At 38.7% G+C, this 16599-nt stretch carries 15 protein-coding genes; all 15 read left to right on the top strand.

Annotation, left to right across the window (positions count from 1 at the left end; all coding sequences use genetic code 11):
* Window positions 1–103: 103 nt before the first annotated feature.
* The 15 genes from ACFQ18_RS12850 to ACFQ18_RS12780 all read left to right on the top strand — a co-directional run bounded on the left by ACFQ18_RS12850 (window position 104) and on the right by ACFQ18_RS12780 (window position 16599).
* Complete coding sequence (locus ACFQ18_RS12850; protein WP_379566498.1) at window positions 104–2362, top strand: hypothetical protein; 2259 nt, start codon at window positions 104–106, stop codon at window positions 2360–2362.
* Between the two features lie 75 nt (window positions 2363–2437).
* Window positions 2438–2878, top strand: coding sequence for a phage holin family protein (locus ACFQ18_RS12845; protein WP_204798474.1), 441 nt, complete (start codon window positions 2438–2440; stop codon window positions 2876–2878).
* 31 nt (window positions 2879–2909) lie between these two features.
* A complete protein-coding gene (locus ACFQ18_RS12840; protein ID WP_124763838.1) occupies window positions 2910–3611 on the top strand; it encodes an N-acetylmuramoyl-L-alanine amidase in 702 nt (233 codons plus the stop codon).
* A gap of 195 nt (window positions 3612–3806) precedes the next feature.
* Window positions 3807–4043: an SHOCT domain-containing protein gene (locus ACFQ18_RS12835; RefSeq protein ID WP_124763839.1), complete on the top strand. Its 237-nt coding sequence runs from the start codon at window positions 3807–3809 to the stop codon at window positions 4041–4043.
* A gap of 61 nt (window positions 4044–4104) precedes the next feature.
* Entirely contained in the window at window positions 4105–5610 is a 1506-nt protein-coding gene (locus ACFQ18_RS12830) for a recombinase family protein (RefSeq protein WP_204798473.1), read from the top strand.
* 60 nt (window positions 5611–5670) lie between these two features.
* Entirely contained in the window at window positions 5671–6084 is a 414-nt protein-coding gene (locus ACFQ18_RS12825) for a serine integrase family protein (protein WP_042357461.1), read from the top strand.
* 3 nt (window positions 6085–6087) lie between these two features.
* On the top strand, window positions 6088–7659 hold the full coding sequence (locus tag ACFQ18_RS12820) for a recombinase family protein (RefSeq protein WP_204798472.1): 1572 nt from the start codon (window positions 6088–6090) through the stop codon (window positions 7657–7659).
* Between the two features lie 430 nt (window positions 7660–8089).
* Window positions 8090–9316: a macrolide efflux MFS transporter Mef(A) gene (mef(A), locus tag ACFQ18_RS12815; protein ID WP_012102963.1), complete on the top strand. Its 1227-nt coding sequence runs from the start codon at window positions 8090–8092 to the stop codon at window positions 9314–9316.
* A 113-nt stretch (window positions 9317–9429) separates the two neighbouring features.
* On the top strand, window positions 9430–10893 hold the full coding sequence (gene msr(D), locus ACFQ18_RS12810) for an ABC-F type ribosomal protection protein Msr(D) (protein WP_012102962.1): 1464 nt from the start codon (window positions 9430–9432) through the stop codon (window positions 10891–10893).
* A 231-nt stretch (window positions 10894–11124) separates the two neighbouring features.
* Window positions 11125–11964, top strand: a complete 840-nt coding sequence (locus tag ACFQ18_RS12805; RefSeq protein ID WP_040036558.1) for a nucleotidyltransferase domain-containing protein — start codon at window positions 11125–11127, stop codon at window positions 11962–11964.
* Window positions 11961–12602 carry a Vat family streptogramin A O-acetyltransferase gene (locus ACFQ18_RS12800; RefSeq protein ID WP_204798471.1) on the top strand — a complete coding sequence of 214 codons (642 nt, stop codon included), beginning with the start codon at window positions 11961–11963 and terminating at the stop codon, window positions 12600–12602. Before ACFQ18_RS12805 ends, ACFQ18_RS12800 begins: the two co-directional genes overlap by 4 nt.
* A gap of 104 nt (window positions 12603–12706) precedes the next feature.
* Window positions 12707–13585 carry an AraC family transcriptional regulator gene (locus tag ACFQ18_RS12795; RefSeq protein ID WP_039236463.1) on the top strand — a complete coding sequence of 293 codons (879 nt, stop codon included), beginning with the start codon at window positions 12707–12709 and terminating at the stop codon, window positions 13583–13585.
* A 724-nt stretch (window positions 13586–14309) separates the two neighbouring features.
* Window positions 14310–14723 carry an NAD(+)--rifampin ADP-ribosyltransferase gene (gene arr / locus ACFQ18_RS12790; RefSeq protein WP_069955805.1) on the top strand — a complete coding sequence of 138 codons (414 nt, stop codon included), beginning with the start codon at window positions 14310–14312 and terminating at the stop codon, window positions 14721–14723.
* An 882-nt stretch (window positions 14724–15605) separates the two neighbouring features.
* The gene (locus tag ACFQ18_RS12785) at window positions 15606–15773 is read left to right on the top strand and encodes a hypothetical protein (protein ID WP_204798470.1); all 168 of its coding nucleotides are present in this window, start codon (window positions 15606–15608) and stop codon (window positions 15771–15773) included.
* A 217-nt stretch (window positions 15774–15990) separates the two neighbouring features.
* A complete protein-coding gene (locus ACFQ18_RS12780; protein ID WP_204798469.1) occupies window positions 15991–16599 on the top strand; it encodes a hypothetical protein in 609 nt (202 codons plus the stop codon).

Below are 16599 nucleotides of genomic sequence, written 5' to 3'. Positions count from 1 at the left end.
AATGTAAGTGGCGGATATTAATGGCATCACTCTGCAGGCGGGTTCTAGCCCGACCGTCCATTACACAATTACTTATACCAAAAGCCGACCTAATAATAGTCAGATGACATACAACTTCACCATATCCGCTGCGTTAGGTTCATCAGGTTCCTTTATCCGTAGTGGTTATGCATTGCTTTGCACTATGACTGTAAATGGATCTTCTTCACAGGTACGTATTAAAGCGGCGGATGGAGATAACTGGGAAGGGACCACACCAAGGCTCAGATATGTTTCGGTAACCTGCGCTTCTACTACAGGTAATGCAACCCAGCCAGTCACATTCAAAGTGGTATCTGATGGACGATTGCCATTATCCTCTGGTGTAATTACCAATTCAAGCTATACGGTACTAAGTGCTCCATTGCTTACTACAGCTTGTGGAGCCCCAACATCTTGTACTGTTTCTCCAACACTTGCGGAAGGGAATGTGACTCTTTCTTGGAGCGGTGCTTCTGGAGGCATCAATAATACGATTTCCAGTTATGAGATTCAATATAGTGATTCCGCCGATAATGTCACATGGGGAGCATGGACTGCTCTGACAACGGTGACCACCACAGCGACAAGTGGTAGTGTATCCGTTGCACCGCCTCCTACCCGAGGTAATTATCGTAGATTTCAGGTACGAACCCGTGGTACAGCAGGTGCTAGTTATTACTCTAGCTGGAAAGTATCCACAAACAGCATCCGCAGAAATACGGTGCCAAAGCCAGCGACGACTGCTGTTGCCTCCCCGGCAGCATATAGCGATGAGACTATCACGCTTAATTGGAGCGGAGCATCTAACGGTACCAGTCCAATTAAGGGATATCAAATTGCCAGTCGCACATCTACGGATAATAGTACTTGGAGTGCGTGGAATGTGTTGACCACGTTGACACTGGCGGCAAGCGGAGGGAGCTATAACCCAATAGTTTCAAGGACTCCAGGAACATATACTCAATTTGGTATTTGGACAATTGATACATTGGATGTTTATTCAATAGAAAAAGTCAGCAATAGTATCTATTGTAATGTCACAGCTTGTGCAGCACCGACCCTTTGCACGGTAAGTGCAACATTATCTGAAGGAAATGTCACTCTTTCTTGGAGCGGAGCATCTGGCGGTGCAGGTAACCCTATCACTTCCTATGAAATACAGTACAGTGATTCACATGATAACATCAATTGGGGTGCCTGGCTGGCATTGGCTATAGTCAATACTTCTGCAACAAGCAGTATTTTAAATGTCAGTCCACCTGCTACACGTGGCCATTATCGTCGGTTTCGAATAAGAACTCGTGGTACGGCTGGTGAGGATTATTACTCAGACTGGACTATTTCCAGCAATACTGTTCGTAAAAACATACTGCCCATACCACCGACTATTTTTGCCGCAAACCCTCCTATATATGAAGCTAATACAATAAATCTTTCATGGAGTGGGACGGTACCTGGAACCAGTGCGATTAAGCAGTATGTCATACAACAGTCTACATCGACAGATGGTGTGAATTGGTCGGCATACGTAGCACTGACGACTATTATTTCAAGCAATACCTCAGGTAGCCTTCAGGTAAATGCTTCACAAATAGCTGGTCGGTATACCCGTTATCGAATCAGTGTTACAGATGCACTTGATGCAGTTTCTGCCTTTGTAGTTAGCAACATGGTAAAGAAAAACAGCCCACCTGCATCACCAGTAGTGGACTGTCCAATGTCTGGCAATTTTACTTATAACTCTACACCACGTTTTATGATTACAACAGGGATTGAACCAGATGGACAAACACAAATAGTGGAGGTAAGGATTGACTCTGGTCCATGGCAAAATAGCGTGGACAATCCTGAGCGGTTTTCTGTAAGCGGCTATCTTGGTAATGGTGTCAAGACGATTTACCAAGCAGAACCTCTTTCTGTAGGAAATCATACCGTTACTTTTCGTTGCCTTGACAGTGATATCGAGTCAGCAAGCACAGAAGTTGTTCGTACCTTCACGATTTTAGCATTACCTTTTGAAATCATCACCGCTAATGTGACACATGTAAAGGCAGCGCATATTAAGACGTTTCGAACTGCTATAAACAGGGTACGTAGCTATTACAATATGTCCCCTGCAACTTGGAAAGAGGAGATCATCGCAAGAAAGACCACTGTTAAGAATTGGCCATTCCATATCGTTGAAATGCGTAAAGCTATTGATGCGATTATTATGATGATTAATAGTTTCGATTCTTCCCATGCATTCGATACACCACCTGTCACATGGCTACCTATTGGTACAGGAAGACCTAGGGCAGATGTGATGCAACAAATTCATGACCTAATAAAAATAATGTAAAAATAAAATTCAGCGCTCTTGTCATTTGCAGGGGCGCTTTTCTATATGGAAATACACGAAACGGAGGTGTCTTTAATGAAAGAAATTTGGAATTGGATACAGCTGGCTATTGCCGCAGTCGGTGGATTTCTTGGGTGGTTTCTCGGCGGTTATGACGGATTTCTCTATGCACTGGTAGCTTTTGTGATCATTGACTACCTGACAGGTGTCTTTTGTGCAATTGCAAACAAAAAACTGTGTAGCGAAATCGGTGCTAAGGGGATTTTCAAAAAGGTACTCATCTTTATAATGGTAGGCATCGCTCATATTATCGATACACAAATTTTGGTTAGTATTGGAGAAAATAGTGGCATTTTACGAACAGCAGTAATCTTTTTCTACCTAAGTAATGAAGGAGTATCCATTTTGGAGAATGCTGGACATATTGGACTGTCTATCCCAGAAAACCTAAAATCGGTTCTACAGAAACTACATGGACGTGATGGGGAACCGCCTAAGCCTGGTGGTGGAAGATGATTGACTTAATATTTGATTAGAGGTGATTTTAATGAAGTTACGCAAACTATTACTTACGAACAATGCCTGCTATAAAGCGGGTAAAACCATAACGCCAAAAGGTATTATGGTTCACTCGACTGGTGCAAACAACCCATGGTTGAAGCGCTACGTTGGCCCAGACGATGGCTTGCTAGGAAAGAACCAGTATAACAACCATTGGAATCAAAACAAACCTGGAGGGCGTCAAGTTTGTGTCCATGCCTTCATTGGTAAATTAGCAGATGGTTCCATTGCTACCTATCAAACCTTGCCTTGGAATCACCGGGGTTGGCATGCTGGAGGAGATGCGAATAACACGCATATAGGATTTGAGATTTGCGAGGACGGTCTAACCGATACCTCGTATTTTTCTGCTGTTTATAAGGAAGCAGTGGAGCTTTGTGTACATCTTTGCAAACTCTATGGACTTAGTGAGAAGGATATCATCTGTCATAGTGAAGGCTATAAGCAAGGTATAGCCAGTAACCATGCGGATGTGATGCACTGGTTTCCTAAGCATGGCAAGACCATGGATACCTTTAGAGCGGATGTTAAGAAACTTCTAAGCGAAGAAGAAAAATCAGCAGAACCAGTGAAAAAGAAATATTACCGTGTACAAATAGGTGCATACACTGTCAAAGCAAATGCTGAGGCAGAGCTTGCCAAAGCTAAAAAGGCAGGCTTTACGGATGCATTTATTAAGTATGATTAATCAAAAGGGCGAGTTTAAAACGGTGTTTCTTGATTTTCACAAAGTCTCTCAAATAAATTATTAAACAATTAATTTATCTAGCCTGTGGGGGTTCTTCCCTTGCAGGCTCTTTTTTTATGCTCTGATTCAAATTAATTCTTACAAATCCTCAACTTCGACCTGTTCCCACGGCTATTAGGTAGGAGGTGATTCCTAGTGAATCAGCACGAGGATAAAAAAATTACAAAGATTTCAGATGAGATTATAGACAAAAGCGTTGAATTAAAGAAAGTATCACAGGAACAGCTACAGCGTGAGTTTGATTATATCCAGGCAGAAAAGATGCTGAGAAAGATGCTCGGAAAAGGCTTAATAACTGAAATAGAATTCCACAAGATAGACGCACTAAATCGCCAAACTTTCTCCCCTTTTTTAGCAGAGATAATGCCCTGAAATCGTTGATATATAAGGGTTTCAGAGGTAATATGAGACCTACCAAGAAGGAGGTGAGAGGATGAAAAAGATAACGAAAATAGAAGGAAATCTAGCCAACTCTTTTATTAAGCCAAAAACACGAGTAGTTGCCTACTGCCGAGTTTCAACAGATAGTAATGAACAGCTAGTCAGCTTGCAAGCACAAAAGGCCCATTATGAGACCTACATAAAGGCGAATCCAGAATGGGTATATGCAGGCCTATATTATGATGAGGGAATCAGCGGTACGAAAAAGGAAAACCGCTCTGACCTGCTTAGGATGTTATCAGACTGTGAAACTGGGAGAATTGACTTAATCATTACAAAGTCCATCAGCCGATTTGCGAGAAATACTACAGACTGCTTGGAGATGGTTCGAAAACTGATCGACCTTGGGGTTCATATCTATTTTGAGAAGGAAAACATCAATACAGGTTCAATGGAAAGTGAATTGATGCTCTCCATTTTAAGTGGGCTTGCAGAAAGTGAGTCAATTTCCATTTCTGAAAATACTAAATGGGCCATTCAAAGACGATTTCAAAACGGGACCTTTAAAATTTCCTACCCGCCATATGGTTATCAAAATATTGGCAGTCAAATGATAGTAAACCCCAAGCAGGCTGAAGTTGTGAAGTATATTTTTGCAGAAGTATTATCGGGCAAAGGTACACAGAAAATTGCAGATGATTTGAATCAAAAAGGTATCCCATCAAAAAGAGGTGGCCGTTGGACGGCTACAACCATTCGAGGGATTCTGACCAATGAAAAATATACTGGCGATGTTATTTTGCAAAAGACTTATACTGACAGTCATTTTAATAGGCACACCAATTATGGTGAGAAAGATATGTACCTAGTAGAAAACCATCATGAGGCAATTATCAGCCATGAAGACTTTGAAGCTGTGGATGCTGTTCTCAATCAGAGAGCAAAGGAAAAAGGTATCGAAAAGCGCAACAGCAAATATCTAAACCGATATGCTTTCTCTAGCAAAATTATCTGCTCAGAATGTGGCGGTACCTTTAAAAGACGGATTCATTCATCCGGTCCAAGAAAGTACATTGCTTGGTGCTGCAGTAAGCATATAAGCAATATAACGGAATGTTCTATGCAGTTCATTCGAGATGAAGATATAAAGACTGCATTTGTTACGATGATGAATAAACTAATTTTCGGTCAGAAATTCATACTAAGACCACTTTTGAATGGGTTACGTAACCAGAACAATGCAGCAAGTTTTCGCAGAATTGAAGAGTTGGAAACTAAGATTGAAAACAACATGGAGCAGAGCCAGATGCTGACGGGTTTAATGGCCAAAGGATATCTGGAACCTGCTCTGTTTAATAAAGAAAAGTATTCACTGGAAGCAGAAAGAGAAAGGCTTCTTGTCGAAAAGGATCAACTTACTCGTTCCGTCAATGGGAATTTTGCAAAAGTTGAAGAGGTTGACCGTCTGCTTAAGTTTGCAACTAAGTCCAAAATGCTTACAGCCTATGAGGAAGAGCTGTTTGAAAATTACGTAGAAAAGATTATGGTCTTTTCATGAGAGAAAGTTGGGTTTGAATTAAAATGTGGAATCACATTGAAGGAAAGGTTGGTGAATTAGATGGGTCACACACCCTATGGATATAGAATTGAAGATGGAAAGGCTGTTGTAGATGATATAGCAGCAGAAAAAGTAAAAGAATTATTTTCAGGGTACTTGGCAGGACTTTCTTTGAAGGGTGCCGCTAAAAAAGCTGGCATAGACTGCTACCATGCCACTGCAGGAAAGATGTTACAGAATAAGCACTACCTTGGAGATGAATTCTACCCTCCAATTATTGATGGGGAAACCTTCGAAAAAGCCAAAGTAGAAAAGCGAAGACGAGCAGAAAAGCTAGGAAGGATATGGGAACCTAAAGATGAACCGGAAACTTATTATCCTATAAAGTTCAAAGCAAAACCTCTAGTGCAAAAATATGACGACCCATACAAGCAGGCGGAATATGCCTACAGTTTGATAGAAAGCGAGGTGTAAAAAGTGGCAGTGAGTAGGAATGTAACAGTCATTCCGGCAATTCAACGAATCGGAAATAATAAAAATAGTGAAAGCAAACCCAAAATACGAGTGGCCGCTTACTGTCGTGTTTCAACGGATAGTGAGGAGCAGGCTTCAAGCTATGACATTCAGATCGAGCATTATACAAACTATATTAAGAAGAACAAGGAATGGGAATTGGCAGGAATTTTTGCGGATGACGGCATCACAGGCACAAATACAAAAAAGCGTGAAGAATTCAACCGTATGATTGAAGAGTGTATGGCAGGAAAAATAGACATGATCATCACAAAGTCCATTAGCCGATTTGCCAGAAATACGTTAGACTGCCTTAAATACATCCGTCAGTTAAAGGATAAAAACATTGCTGTGTTCTTCGAGAAAGAGAATATCAACACCATGGATTCCAAGGGTGAAGTCTTGTTGACCATTATGGCATCCCTTGCCCAACAGGAAAGCCAATCCTTAAGCCAAAACGTAAAGCTAGGTATTCAGTATCGATATCAACAAGGTGAAGTTCAGGTCAACCACAAGCGTTTCCTTGGATACACCAAGGATGAAAACAAGCAGCTAGTGATTGATCCAGAGGGAGCTGAGGTGGTTAAACGGATTTATAGGGAGTACCTTGAGGGGGCGAGCCTTTTACAGATAGCAAGAGGACTAGAAGCAGACGATATTCTAACAGCGGCAGGTAAATCAAAATGGAGGCCAGAAACGCTGAAAAAAATACTACAAAATGAAAAGTACATCGGTGATGCCCTTCTACAAAAAACATATACGGTTGATTTCCTTTCTAAAAAGCGAGTCAAGAATAACGGCATCGTTCCCCAGTATTATGTAGAAAACAGCCATGAGCCTATCATTCCACGCGACCTTTTTATGCAGGTTCAAGAAGAGATGGTTCGAAGAGCAAATCTTCGGGGCGGCAAAGGCGGTAAAAAGAGAGTCTATAGCAGCAAGTATGCTTTATCGAGTATTGTTTACTGCGGTCATTGCGGCGATATTTACCGACGAGTACACTGGAATAACAGAGGTTACAAGTCTATTGTTTGGAGATGCGTCAGCCGTTTGGAGGAAAAAGGGTCTGAATGTACGGCCTCTACCATAAACGAGGAAATATTACAGACAGCAGTGGTCAAGGCTATTAACGAACTTTTGGCTAACAAAGAACCCTTCCTCTCAACGTTACAGAAAAATATAGCCACCGTACTTAATGAAGAAAATGATAATGCCACCGTTGATATTGATGGCAAATTGGAAGAATTGCAACAACAGCTTCTAATCCAAGCAAAGTCCAAGAATGACTATGAAGATGTGGCTGATGAAATTTATCGGCTTCGTGAATTGAAGCAAAATGCACTAGTTGAAAATGCAGAGCGAGAAGGAAAAAGGCAACGAATCGCTGAAATGACTGATTTCTTGAATGAACAATCCTGTGAGTTGGAGGAATATGATGAACAGTTAGTAAGGCGACTTATTGAGAAAGTAACGATATATGAAGATAAGCTCACCGTTGAATTCAAGTCTGGGATTGAGATTGACGAAGAGATATAGAATATTAACCGCCAATTAGGGGCTAGCACCCTTTGGCGGTTAATATTGGATTTTTTTAATTTTAAAGTTGCTTAAAACGACTTGTTGTGTTAAAATATACGCTGATACAAATAAGAATTTAGGAGGAACCGAAACTATGACAGCCTCAATGCGTTTAAGATAAGCTGGCAATAAAAAAAGCAGAATCTATCCCCGATGATAGGCTTTTTTGTTGTGCTTATTTATACGATATTGAGCATTCATTAGTTACGGTGAGGATATAGGTCATTTAACTATACCTTTATTTAACTATGTCTTTATTATGAATGTTTCCATATTGTATGTATGCAGACCAAAAGCCACATTGTGGATTTAGGCCTGCATTTTTTATTGCCTAGAATGCTATTCAAAATAGAAATTCAAGCAAAATAATATGCAGGAGATAATATAAATGGAAAAATACAACAATTGGAAACTTAAGTTTTATACAATATGGGCAGGGCAGGCAGTATCATTAATCACTAGTGCCATCCTGCAAATGGCGATTATTTTTTACCTTACAGAAAAAACAGGATCTGCGATGGTCTTGTCTATGGCTTCACTTGTAGGTTTTTTACCCTATGCGGTCTTTGGACCAGCCATTGGTGTATTAGTGGATCGTCATGATAGGAAGAAGATAATGATTGGTGCTGATTTAATTATCGCAGCAGCTGGGGCCGTGCTAGCTATTGTTGCATTGTATATGGAGTTACCTATCTGGATGGTTATGGTAGTATTGTTTATCCGTAGCATTGGAACAGCTTTTCATACCCCGGCTCTCAATGCGGTTACGCCACTTTTAGTACCAGAAGAGCAGCTTACGAAATGTGCAGGCTATAGTCAGTCTTTGCAGTCTATAAGCTATATTGTTAGTCCGGCGGTTGCAGCATTGTTATATTCTGTTTGGGAATTAAATGCTATTATTGCCATCGATGTATTGGGTGCTATGATTGCGTCTATTACGGTAGCAATTGTACGTATTCCTAAGCTAGGCGATCAAGTGCAAAGCTTGAAACCAAATTTCATAAGAGAAATGAAAGAAGGAATGGCTGTACTACGGCAAAATAAAGGATTATTTGCTTTATTACTCGTTGGAACATTATATATGTTTGTTTATATGCCCATAAATGCATTATATCCTTTAATCACTATGGAATATTTTAATGGTACACCGATGCATATTTCTATTACGGAGATTGCTTATGCCTCTGGTATGTTGATAGGGGGTCTATTATTAGGGTTATTTGGGAATTACCAAAAGCGAATCTTATTAATAACGGCATCAATTTTTATGATGGGGATAAGCTTAACCATTTCAGGATTACTTCCTCAAAGTGGATTTTTCATATTTGTAGTCTGCTGTGCAATAATGGGGCTTTCGGTGCCATTCTATAGCGGTGTGCAAACAGCTCTTTTTCAGGAGAAAATTAAGCCTGAATATTTAGGACGTGTATTTTCTTTGACCGGAAGTATCATGTCACTTGCTATGCCAATTGGGTTAATTCTTTCTGGATTCATTGCTGATAGAATCGGTGTAAATCATTGGTTTTTACTATCAGGTATTTTAATTATTTGCATTGCAATAGTTTGCCCAATGATAACTGAGATTAGAAAATTAGATTTAAAACAAAATTCATAGGAGGGCCATTTTTATGTATTTAATTTTCATGTAATTTTTCCTGCTAAAATCGCAGGGTTTTCCCTGCGTACAAGCAAATGAAAACATGCGATTATAGACAGGAGGAAAATGTTATGGAATTGATATTAAAAGCAAAAGACATTCGTGTGGAATTTAAAGGACGCACTTGTTTAGATATAGATGAATTAGAAGTGTATGATTATGACCGTATTGGTTTAGTAGGAGCAAATGGTGCAGGAAAAAGCACGTTACTCAAGGTACTTTTAGGAGAATTAACTCCCCCAGGATGTAAAATGAATCGTCTGGGTGAACTTGCCTATATCCCTCAGTTGGACGAAGTAACTTTGCAGGAGGAGAAAGATTTTGCACTTGTGGGTAAGCTCGGTGTTGAGCAATTAGATATACAGACCATGAGCGGTGGTGAAGAAACAAGACTTAAAATAGCACAGGCCTTATCGGCACAGGTTCATGGTATTTTAGCGGATGAACCTACGAGCCATTTAGACCGTGAAGGAATTGATTTTCTAATTGGACAGCTAAAATATTTTACAGGTGCACTGTTAGTTATTAGCCATGACCGCTATTTTCTTGATGAGGTAGTAGATAAAATATGGGAACTGAAAGATGGCAAAATCACTGAGTATTGGGGAAACTATTCTGATTATCTTCGTCAGAAAGAGGAAGAACGCAAGAGCCAAGCTGCAGAATACGAACAATTTGTTGCGGAACGTGCCCGATTGGAAAGGGCTGCGGAGGAAAAGCGAAAACAGGCTCGTAAAATAGGACAGAAGGCAAAAGGTGCTTCAAAGAAAAAAAGTACTAAAGGCGGAGGGCGTTTAGCTCATCAAAAATCAATAGGAAGTAAGGAAAAAAAGATGCATAATGCCGCTAAATCCCTAGAACATAGGATTGCGGCCTTAGGAAGTGTAGAAGCTCCAGAAGATATTCGTAGGATTCGTTTCAGGCAAAGTAAAGCATTGGAGCTCCACAATCCATATCCTATTGTCGGTAAGGAAATTAATAAAATATTTGGAGATAAGGTACTGTTTGAAAATGCATCTTTTCAAATTCCGCTTGGAGCAAAAGTGGCGTTAACTGGTGGTAATGGAACCGGAAAAACAACTTTAATCCAAATGATCTTAAACCATGAAGATGGAATTTCTATTTCACCTAAGGCAAAAATAGGTTACTTTGCACAAAATGGTTACAAGTACAACAGTAATCAGAAAGTCCTGGAGTTTATGCAGGAGGATTGTGATTACAATGTTTCAGAAATTCGTTCCGTGCTAGCATCCATGGGATTTAAGCAGAACGATATTAGAAAAAGCTTATCTGTTTTAAGTGGCGGCGAAATTATGAAATTATTGCTAGCTAAAATGCTTATGGGTAGATATAACATCTTACTAATGGATGAACCCAGCAATTTCCTTGACATACCAAGCTTAGAGGCTTTGGAAATACTAATGAAGGAGTATGCCGGAACTATAGTGTTTATCACCCATGACAAACGGCTGCTTGATAATGTGGCTGATGTGATTTATGAAATCAAAGATAAGAAATTAAACTTAGTCCGATAATTATTTTACTTTTCGTATTTGACAGATCGTAAGTAGGCCAGTGAAAGAGGTTATTGATTTTATCTAAACGTTAAGTAGGTTAGACCTCTAATCAGGGAAAATAAGGCCTTCAAGATGAATTTTGAAGGCCCCCTTTCCATAGAAATATACGTAAAGCATAAGGAACACATGGCAAAAAAGGCGTTTCTCAGCATGGGATATAGCTTTTGATATTGAAAGGAGTGATTCAGTATGATAGATAATATTATTCAATCAGTGACAGAAAAATTATCCTCTTTGCCTTATATAGAAGGCATCGTATTAGGGGGTTCCCGTGCAAGAGGCACCCATACAGAGGATTCTGATATAGATATCGGAATCTATTACAAATCAGAATCATTTGACATTACAGCGATTAATCAAATTGCTACAGAGTTGGATGATGAGAATAGAAATAACCTTGTTGTACCTCCCGGAGCGTGGGGTGATTGGATTAATGGCGGCGGATGGTTAGTTATAAATGGGTATCATGTTGACTTGATTTTACGTGATATAAAACGGGTGGAACAAATAATCAAAGATACGGAGCAAGGAATTGTTACTGCTAATTATCAGACGGGGCATCCCCATGGATATATAAGTGCTATGTATCGAGGAGAATTAGCGATTAGCAAAATACTATATGCTAAGAATGAAAGCTTATGCGAATTAAAAAAGCAGGCAGAACGTTATCCAACCGCTTTGCAGAAAGGATTAACCGAATTTTTTATGTTTGAGGCAGGTTTCTCATTAATGTTTGCTGAGAACAATATAGATAAAGACGATGTATCCTATGTTTGTGGGCATTGCTTTCGAAGCATATCTTCCCTTAATCAAGTCTTATTTGCAGTAAACAAAGAATACTGTATAAATGAAAAAAAGGCTGTTAAGATGATTGAAGATTTTAAGATCAAGCCAAGCGATTACAAGGAAAGGGTCGATAAGGTTATTTCCTTAATATCAACTGATGTAGAGTGTACAAGAAAAGGAATAGAGATTCTTCAAAGACTAGTAAACGAGGTTGAATACCTGAAAGGAGCTGATATTCAATGAGGGGACCAGATAAGAAAAAGCTTTATCCGAATGAAAATCTAAAGACGGTTTGCTATATAAGCAACCTACCTAAAAGACCAAATGTTGAGATTGGCGAATATACCTATTATAGCGATAATAACAAGTCTCCAGAAAAATTTTATGATAATATAGAGCACCACTACGAATTTCTAGGGGATAAATTGATAATAGGCAAGTTCTGTGCAATTGCAGCGGGTGTTAAGTTTATCATGAATGGTGCAAATCATAGAATGGATGGAATTACAACCTATCCCTTTAATATCTTCGGCTGTGGGTGGGAAAAGGTGACTCCTACAATCGAACAACTTCCTTTTAAGGGTGACACAGTGATTGGTAATGATGTGTGGATAGGTCAAAATGTAACCATAATGCCAGGTGTTAAAATTGGAGATGGTGCGATTATTGCTGCTAACTCAACAGTAGTAAAAAGTGTTGAACCCTATTCAATATATGGTGGGAATCCAGCTAAGTTTATCAAAAAACGCTTTAGTGACGAAAAGATTGAATTCTTGCTAAAGCTTCAATGGTGGAATTGGAGCGAAGAGGAAATATTTAATAATCTTGAAATGTTAACATCCGAAGCAGGGTTAGAGCAATTAATGAATAAACAAATGTAAACTAAAGGGTTTCCCGAATAAGGTGAGTCGACTACATTGTGCACAGATTGTCGGATGGGTAAATGCATCCTCTGATAATATTGATGATGAAAGGAGGTTGTTTGATGGATTCTTTAAGAAGTATGAATAATGCATTGGCATATATTGAAGAGCACTTAACAGAGGAAATTGATTATAGTGAAGTATCTAAAATCGCTTATTGTTCAGAGTATCATTTCAAGCGGATGTTTTCTTTTTTAGCAGGCATAAGTTTATCAGAATATATTCGGAGAAGAAGACTGACGTTGGCTGCACTTGATCTGAAAGATAGGGATTTGAGAATAATTGATGTAGCCGTCAAATATGGCTATAATTCGGCTGATTCATTTTCCCGTGCTTTTCATTCCCTGCATGGCATTCTCCCTTCTGAGGCAAGGAGTGAGAATACACAATTAAAAGCTTATCCTCGAATGACCTTTCAATTATCAATTAAAGGAGGATGCGAAATGAACTATCGTATTGTTGAGAAAGGACCTTTTAAGTTAGTAGGATTTAAGAAGAGAGTTCCAATTATTTTTAAAGGTGTCAATCCAGAGATTGCAAAAATGACTGAACTTTTAACCACGGATGTTATTAAACAATTAAAAGCAATTTCAAATGTAGAACCAACAGGTATTATTAGTGCTTCCACTAATTTCTCGGAAGGAAGAATGGAAGAAAGAGGAGAACTAGATCATTACATCGGTGTAGCAACTTCAAGTGATGAAACAGCAGAATTTGATGTATTAAAAATTGATGCTAGTACTTGGGCTGTATTTGAATCGATTGGACCATTCCCGGAAACACTTCAAAATGTGTGGGGTAGGATATATTCAGAGTGGTTTCCATCATCAGGATACGAGGCGGTTGAAGGTCCTGAAATTTTATGGAGTGAGAGTCCAGACACTGGGAATCCTAAGTATAGAAGCGAAATTTGGATTCCAGTAAAGAAAAAAGACTATTAATTACATCAATGTTTACGAAAAGGGCGCTCCTATTAAGAGTGCCCTTTTCGTAAACGGTACGATTGGTGAATGTTTGGCGTAGCTAATTTCGGGTTGTGCTAGGCACCCCCGAAACAATAAAAGCTTAACTTCACTGATAATATACTCTTCCTCACTTTAATTATAACATATACAAAATTGCAAATATAGACTGTTCGTTCTGAATTTCAACTGCTATACTTCGATAGTATATTAGTGAGATTTGTTGGGGGATTTGGGATAGTGATTATTTTGGTCTGCTTCATTAATCGACGAATTGGCAAAAGGCAAGCCAATGGAGAAGATCTTGAGCAGTTGAAGTTCTGGATATACTCATCATAACATTCAATTAATTTGGAGGTAAGATTAGATGAATAAAAAATTTGATCCAAATAACGTTATTATTAAAATCTGCATGAGTGGGATGGGATTGGAGGACTGTGGAAACAGTGAGGGTGCGATTGCGATGTTTCATAAAGCATGGCACGAAGCAACGGATGACTATGAAAGATTTATCGCAGCTTATCATTTAGCTCGTATACAAGAAAATATTACAGATAAATTAAAATGGATGGAAACATCCTTACAGTGTGCACAAAATATAGATGATGATAACGTTAAGAGTGCTTACTCCACGTTGTATATAAACATTGCCAACTGTTATGAGGAGTTGGGTGATTCTGAACAGGCAACTAGAAATTATGAATTGGCCAAATCATATAATGGTGCACTAACAGATAAAGGCCCATTTTACCATGGGACAAAGGCAGATTTGAAAGTTGGTGATTTTCTGATAGCGGGTGGAAATTCAAATTACAAACCTGGGCTTAAAATGAACCATATTTATTTCACTGCTAATGTCAATGGGGCAGGTCTTGCAGCAGCATTAGCAAAAGGAAAAGGAAGAGAACGCGTTTATATAGTAGAACCTACAGGTGAATTTGAAAACGACCCAAATGTTACTGACAAAAAGTTCCCTGGTAACTTAACGCGTTCTTATCGCTCACAAGAACCTTTAAAAATTATTGGTGAAGAAACAGAGTGGACGAAACCGACAGCTACTAAGCGACGAGAATGGCATGAAAATTTAGCTAAAAACAAAGGCGATATTATTAACTAAACACATTTAATGGTGTGATAGTTGAAGGTCGATATGTTTCCGTCTACCGATAGTGTAAAAAACGCAGTAGATATGTTTCCGAGAACGGACATAATCAAATGACATTCATTCTATCCTCTCAAGCCATGTTGAAGCGGTTTGTTGGTTGGAGAGGAAGTTGTAGATCAATAATAAACATTTGCTAGTCATAATAAACTCTTGCTAATCCCAACACCAATTCTGTAATAATAAACATTTGCTTTTTTCAATACGAATCCAATAATTTCTCGGGTTTTCCTCACCAGGAGCCCGAGTTTTTTCATGCATTTTCCAATACCTTTTCAATACAGTTATGTTCCTAACCCATTGATATTACAGGTTTTATCCAATATTCTATTCAATAAAATCAATACATTTTCAATATTTTTATCTTTATTCTAGCCTTCTTTTCTCCACTATCTATCCTCATATTTATCTTCATTCTATTATCAAAACTTTATTCCAACTCCGAAAAAAACCGTGAAAAAACAGCCGAAAAACACCCAAAATAGGGGTTCCGTAGCAAAACTTTATTTTAACGGAAACGGTGGAATGCGGGTTGGAGGGGTGGGATTTCGGAGATGATTATTTTAACTTCACAGAAGTTTGTCTAACTAAAATAAACATTTCCGATTTCCGGGTCTTTTTTCTATTATCCCTTGCCCTGACTGTCTTTTCTCGATATTCTCTTCCTTCTTTTATCGAAGATCTTTATTTTAACTGAGGAAAAAGGGTGAAAAAACATGAGGTAAAGGACAATGTAAAAGTTGCATGAGAAGCCTCTGAGCGTCTTCTGAAGATACCAAGATAAGTTATAGGAAGTGACAATAAACTTTTACTAAGAACTGATAGGAGGTCTTTAGTATGACAGATAACAAAAACAATCGATCAAAGAGGAAATATGCGTGGATGGATGAGTACATAAAAAGAACCGGGGAGGTGGCCATGGAACAGGCAAAAAAGAATAATACGTATATTGTATACGAGAAGGCTGGCAAGATTATTCCATTAAACGAGGAGGAAGAAGGATAATAGCATTTTTGTCAGGAACATCATACTGGCACATATCCCCGAGACTACAGAACCGTTTTTGGAAAAGTCCTATACAATTGTTGGGAATGATTGGATGTGTGTTGTATAATTTTTATGGACAACAGCAACAATCCGAAGCTTATGGAGGTAACGCTGCGTGAAATTTAAATTTGTAATTTTTCTGATGCTCACAACACTGATTATAGGAGGATGCAATGTGAGTAACGGAAAAGAATCCCTCTTCCCTTCAGAGATGGATCAAAAAGACTTGCTGGACGTGCCGGCTTTCCAGGATGAATTGACGAGAGATTACTTAGAATCAACTGAACCAGTTAGAGAAGGTTATTACACTCTGGAATCAGCTAGTAATACTTTCACTCTTGATTTTCCTGAAGACATGGTTGTAGACGAAACAAGTATGGCGGGTAATGAAGAAAACTCAGAATCTCTTATCTTTTATTATGATGACAATAATGCAGATGTAATGGATGAATATATTGTTCATTACTACAGTTCCATACCTGACATTGAATACAGTAAAGATTTAATGAATAGGAAAGCTGGAGAAGAACTAGATTTTAAAAAAGTACAGACCGAGAATGAGAACCAACATCTTGAAATTGCAGAAATGGATTCCGATAATACAGGAAGTTATATAGCTGCACTGGTAAGAAACGAAAAGAATCAAGAAATACAAGTGTTTGTTGATATTATTTGCAGAGATGATATTGCGGAAGACAAGTGTAATACGCTGAAAGAACAAGAGAAAAAGAAAGTAACAGAGGTTCTAAAATCAATCCAATTTAAAGATGACAAAGGTAAGTAA

Source organism: Oceanobacillus caeni (assembly GCF_042678465.1).
Classification (GTDB): domain Bacteria; phylum Bacillota; class Bacilli; order Bacillales; family Amphibacillaceae; genus Oceanobacillus; species Oceanobacillus caeni.
The sequence above is the reverse complement of the archived record's forward strand: the minus strand, read 5'-3'. Positions and strand labels throughout refer to the sequence as shown.

What these genes read in the sequence shown, in the direction of transcription:
- ACFQ18_RS12825 (WP_042357461.1), top strand. Translation starts at nt 5,671, where the DNA reads ATGGGTCACACACCCTATGGATATAGAATTGAAGATGGAAAGGCTGTT.
- ACFQ18_RS12785 (WP_204798470.1), top strand. Translation starts at nt 15,606, where the DNA reads ATGACAGATAACAAAAACAATCGATCAAAGAGGAAATATGCGTGGATG.
- ACFQ18_RS12845 (WP_204798474.1), top strand. Translation starts at nt 2,438, where the DNA reads ATGAAAGAAATTTGGAATTGGATACAGCTGGCTATTGCCGCAGTCGGT.
- ACFQ18_RS12805 (WP_040036558.1), top strand. Translation starts at nt 11,125, where the DNA reads ATGATAGATAATATTATTCAATCAGTGACAGAAAAATTATCCTCTTTG.
- ACFQ18_RS12840 (WP_124763838.1), top strand. Translation starts at nt 2,910, where the DNA reads ATGAAGTTACGCAAACTATTACTTACGAACAATGCCTGCTATAAAGCG.
- ACFQ18_RS12795 (WP_039236463.1), top strand. Translation starts at nt 12,707, where the DNA reads ATGGATTCTTTAAGAAGTATGAATAATGCATTGGCATATATTGAAGAG.
- ACFQ18_RS12800 (WP_204798471.1), top strand. Translation starts at nt 11,961, where the DNA reads ATGAGGGGACCAGATAAGAAAAAGCTTTATCCGAATGAAAATCTAAAG.
- ACFQ18_RS12830 (WP_204798473.1), top strand. Translation starts at nt 4,105, where the DNA reads ATGAAAAAGATAACGAAAATAGAAGGAAATCTAGCCAACTCTTTTATT.
- ACFQ18_RS12850 (WP_379566498.1), top strand. Translation starts at nt 104, where the DNA reads ATGACATACAACTTCACCATATCCGCTGCGTTAGGTTCATCAGGTTCC.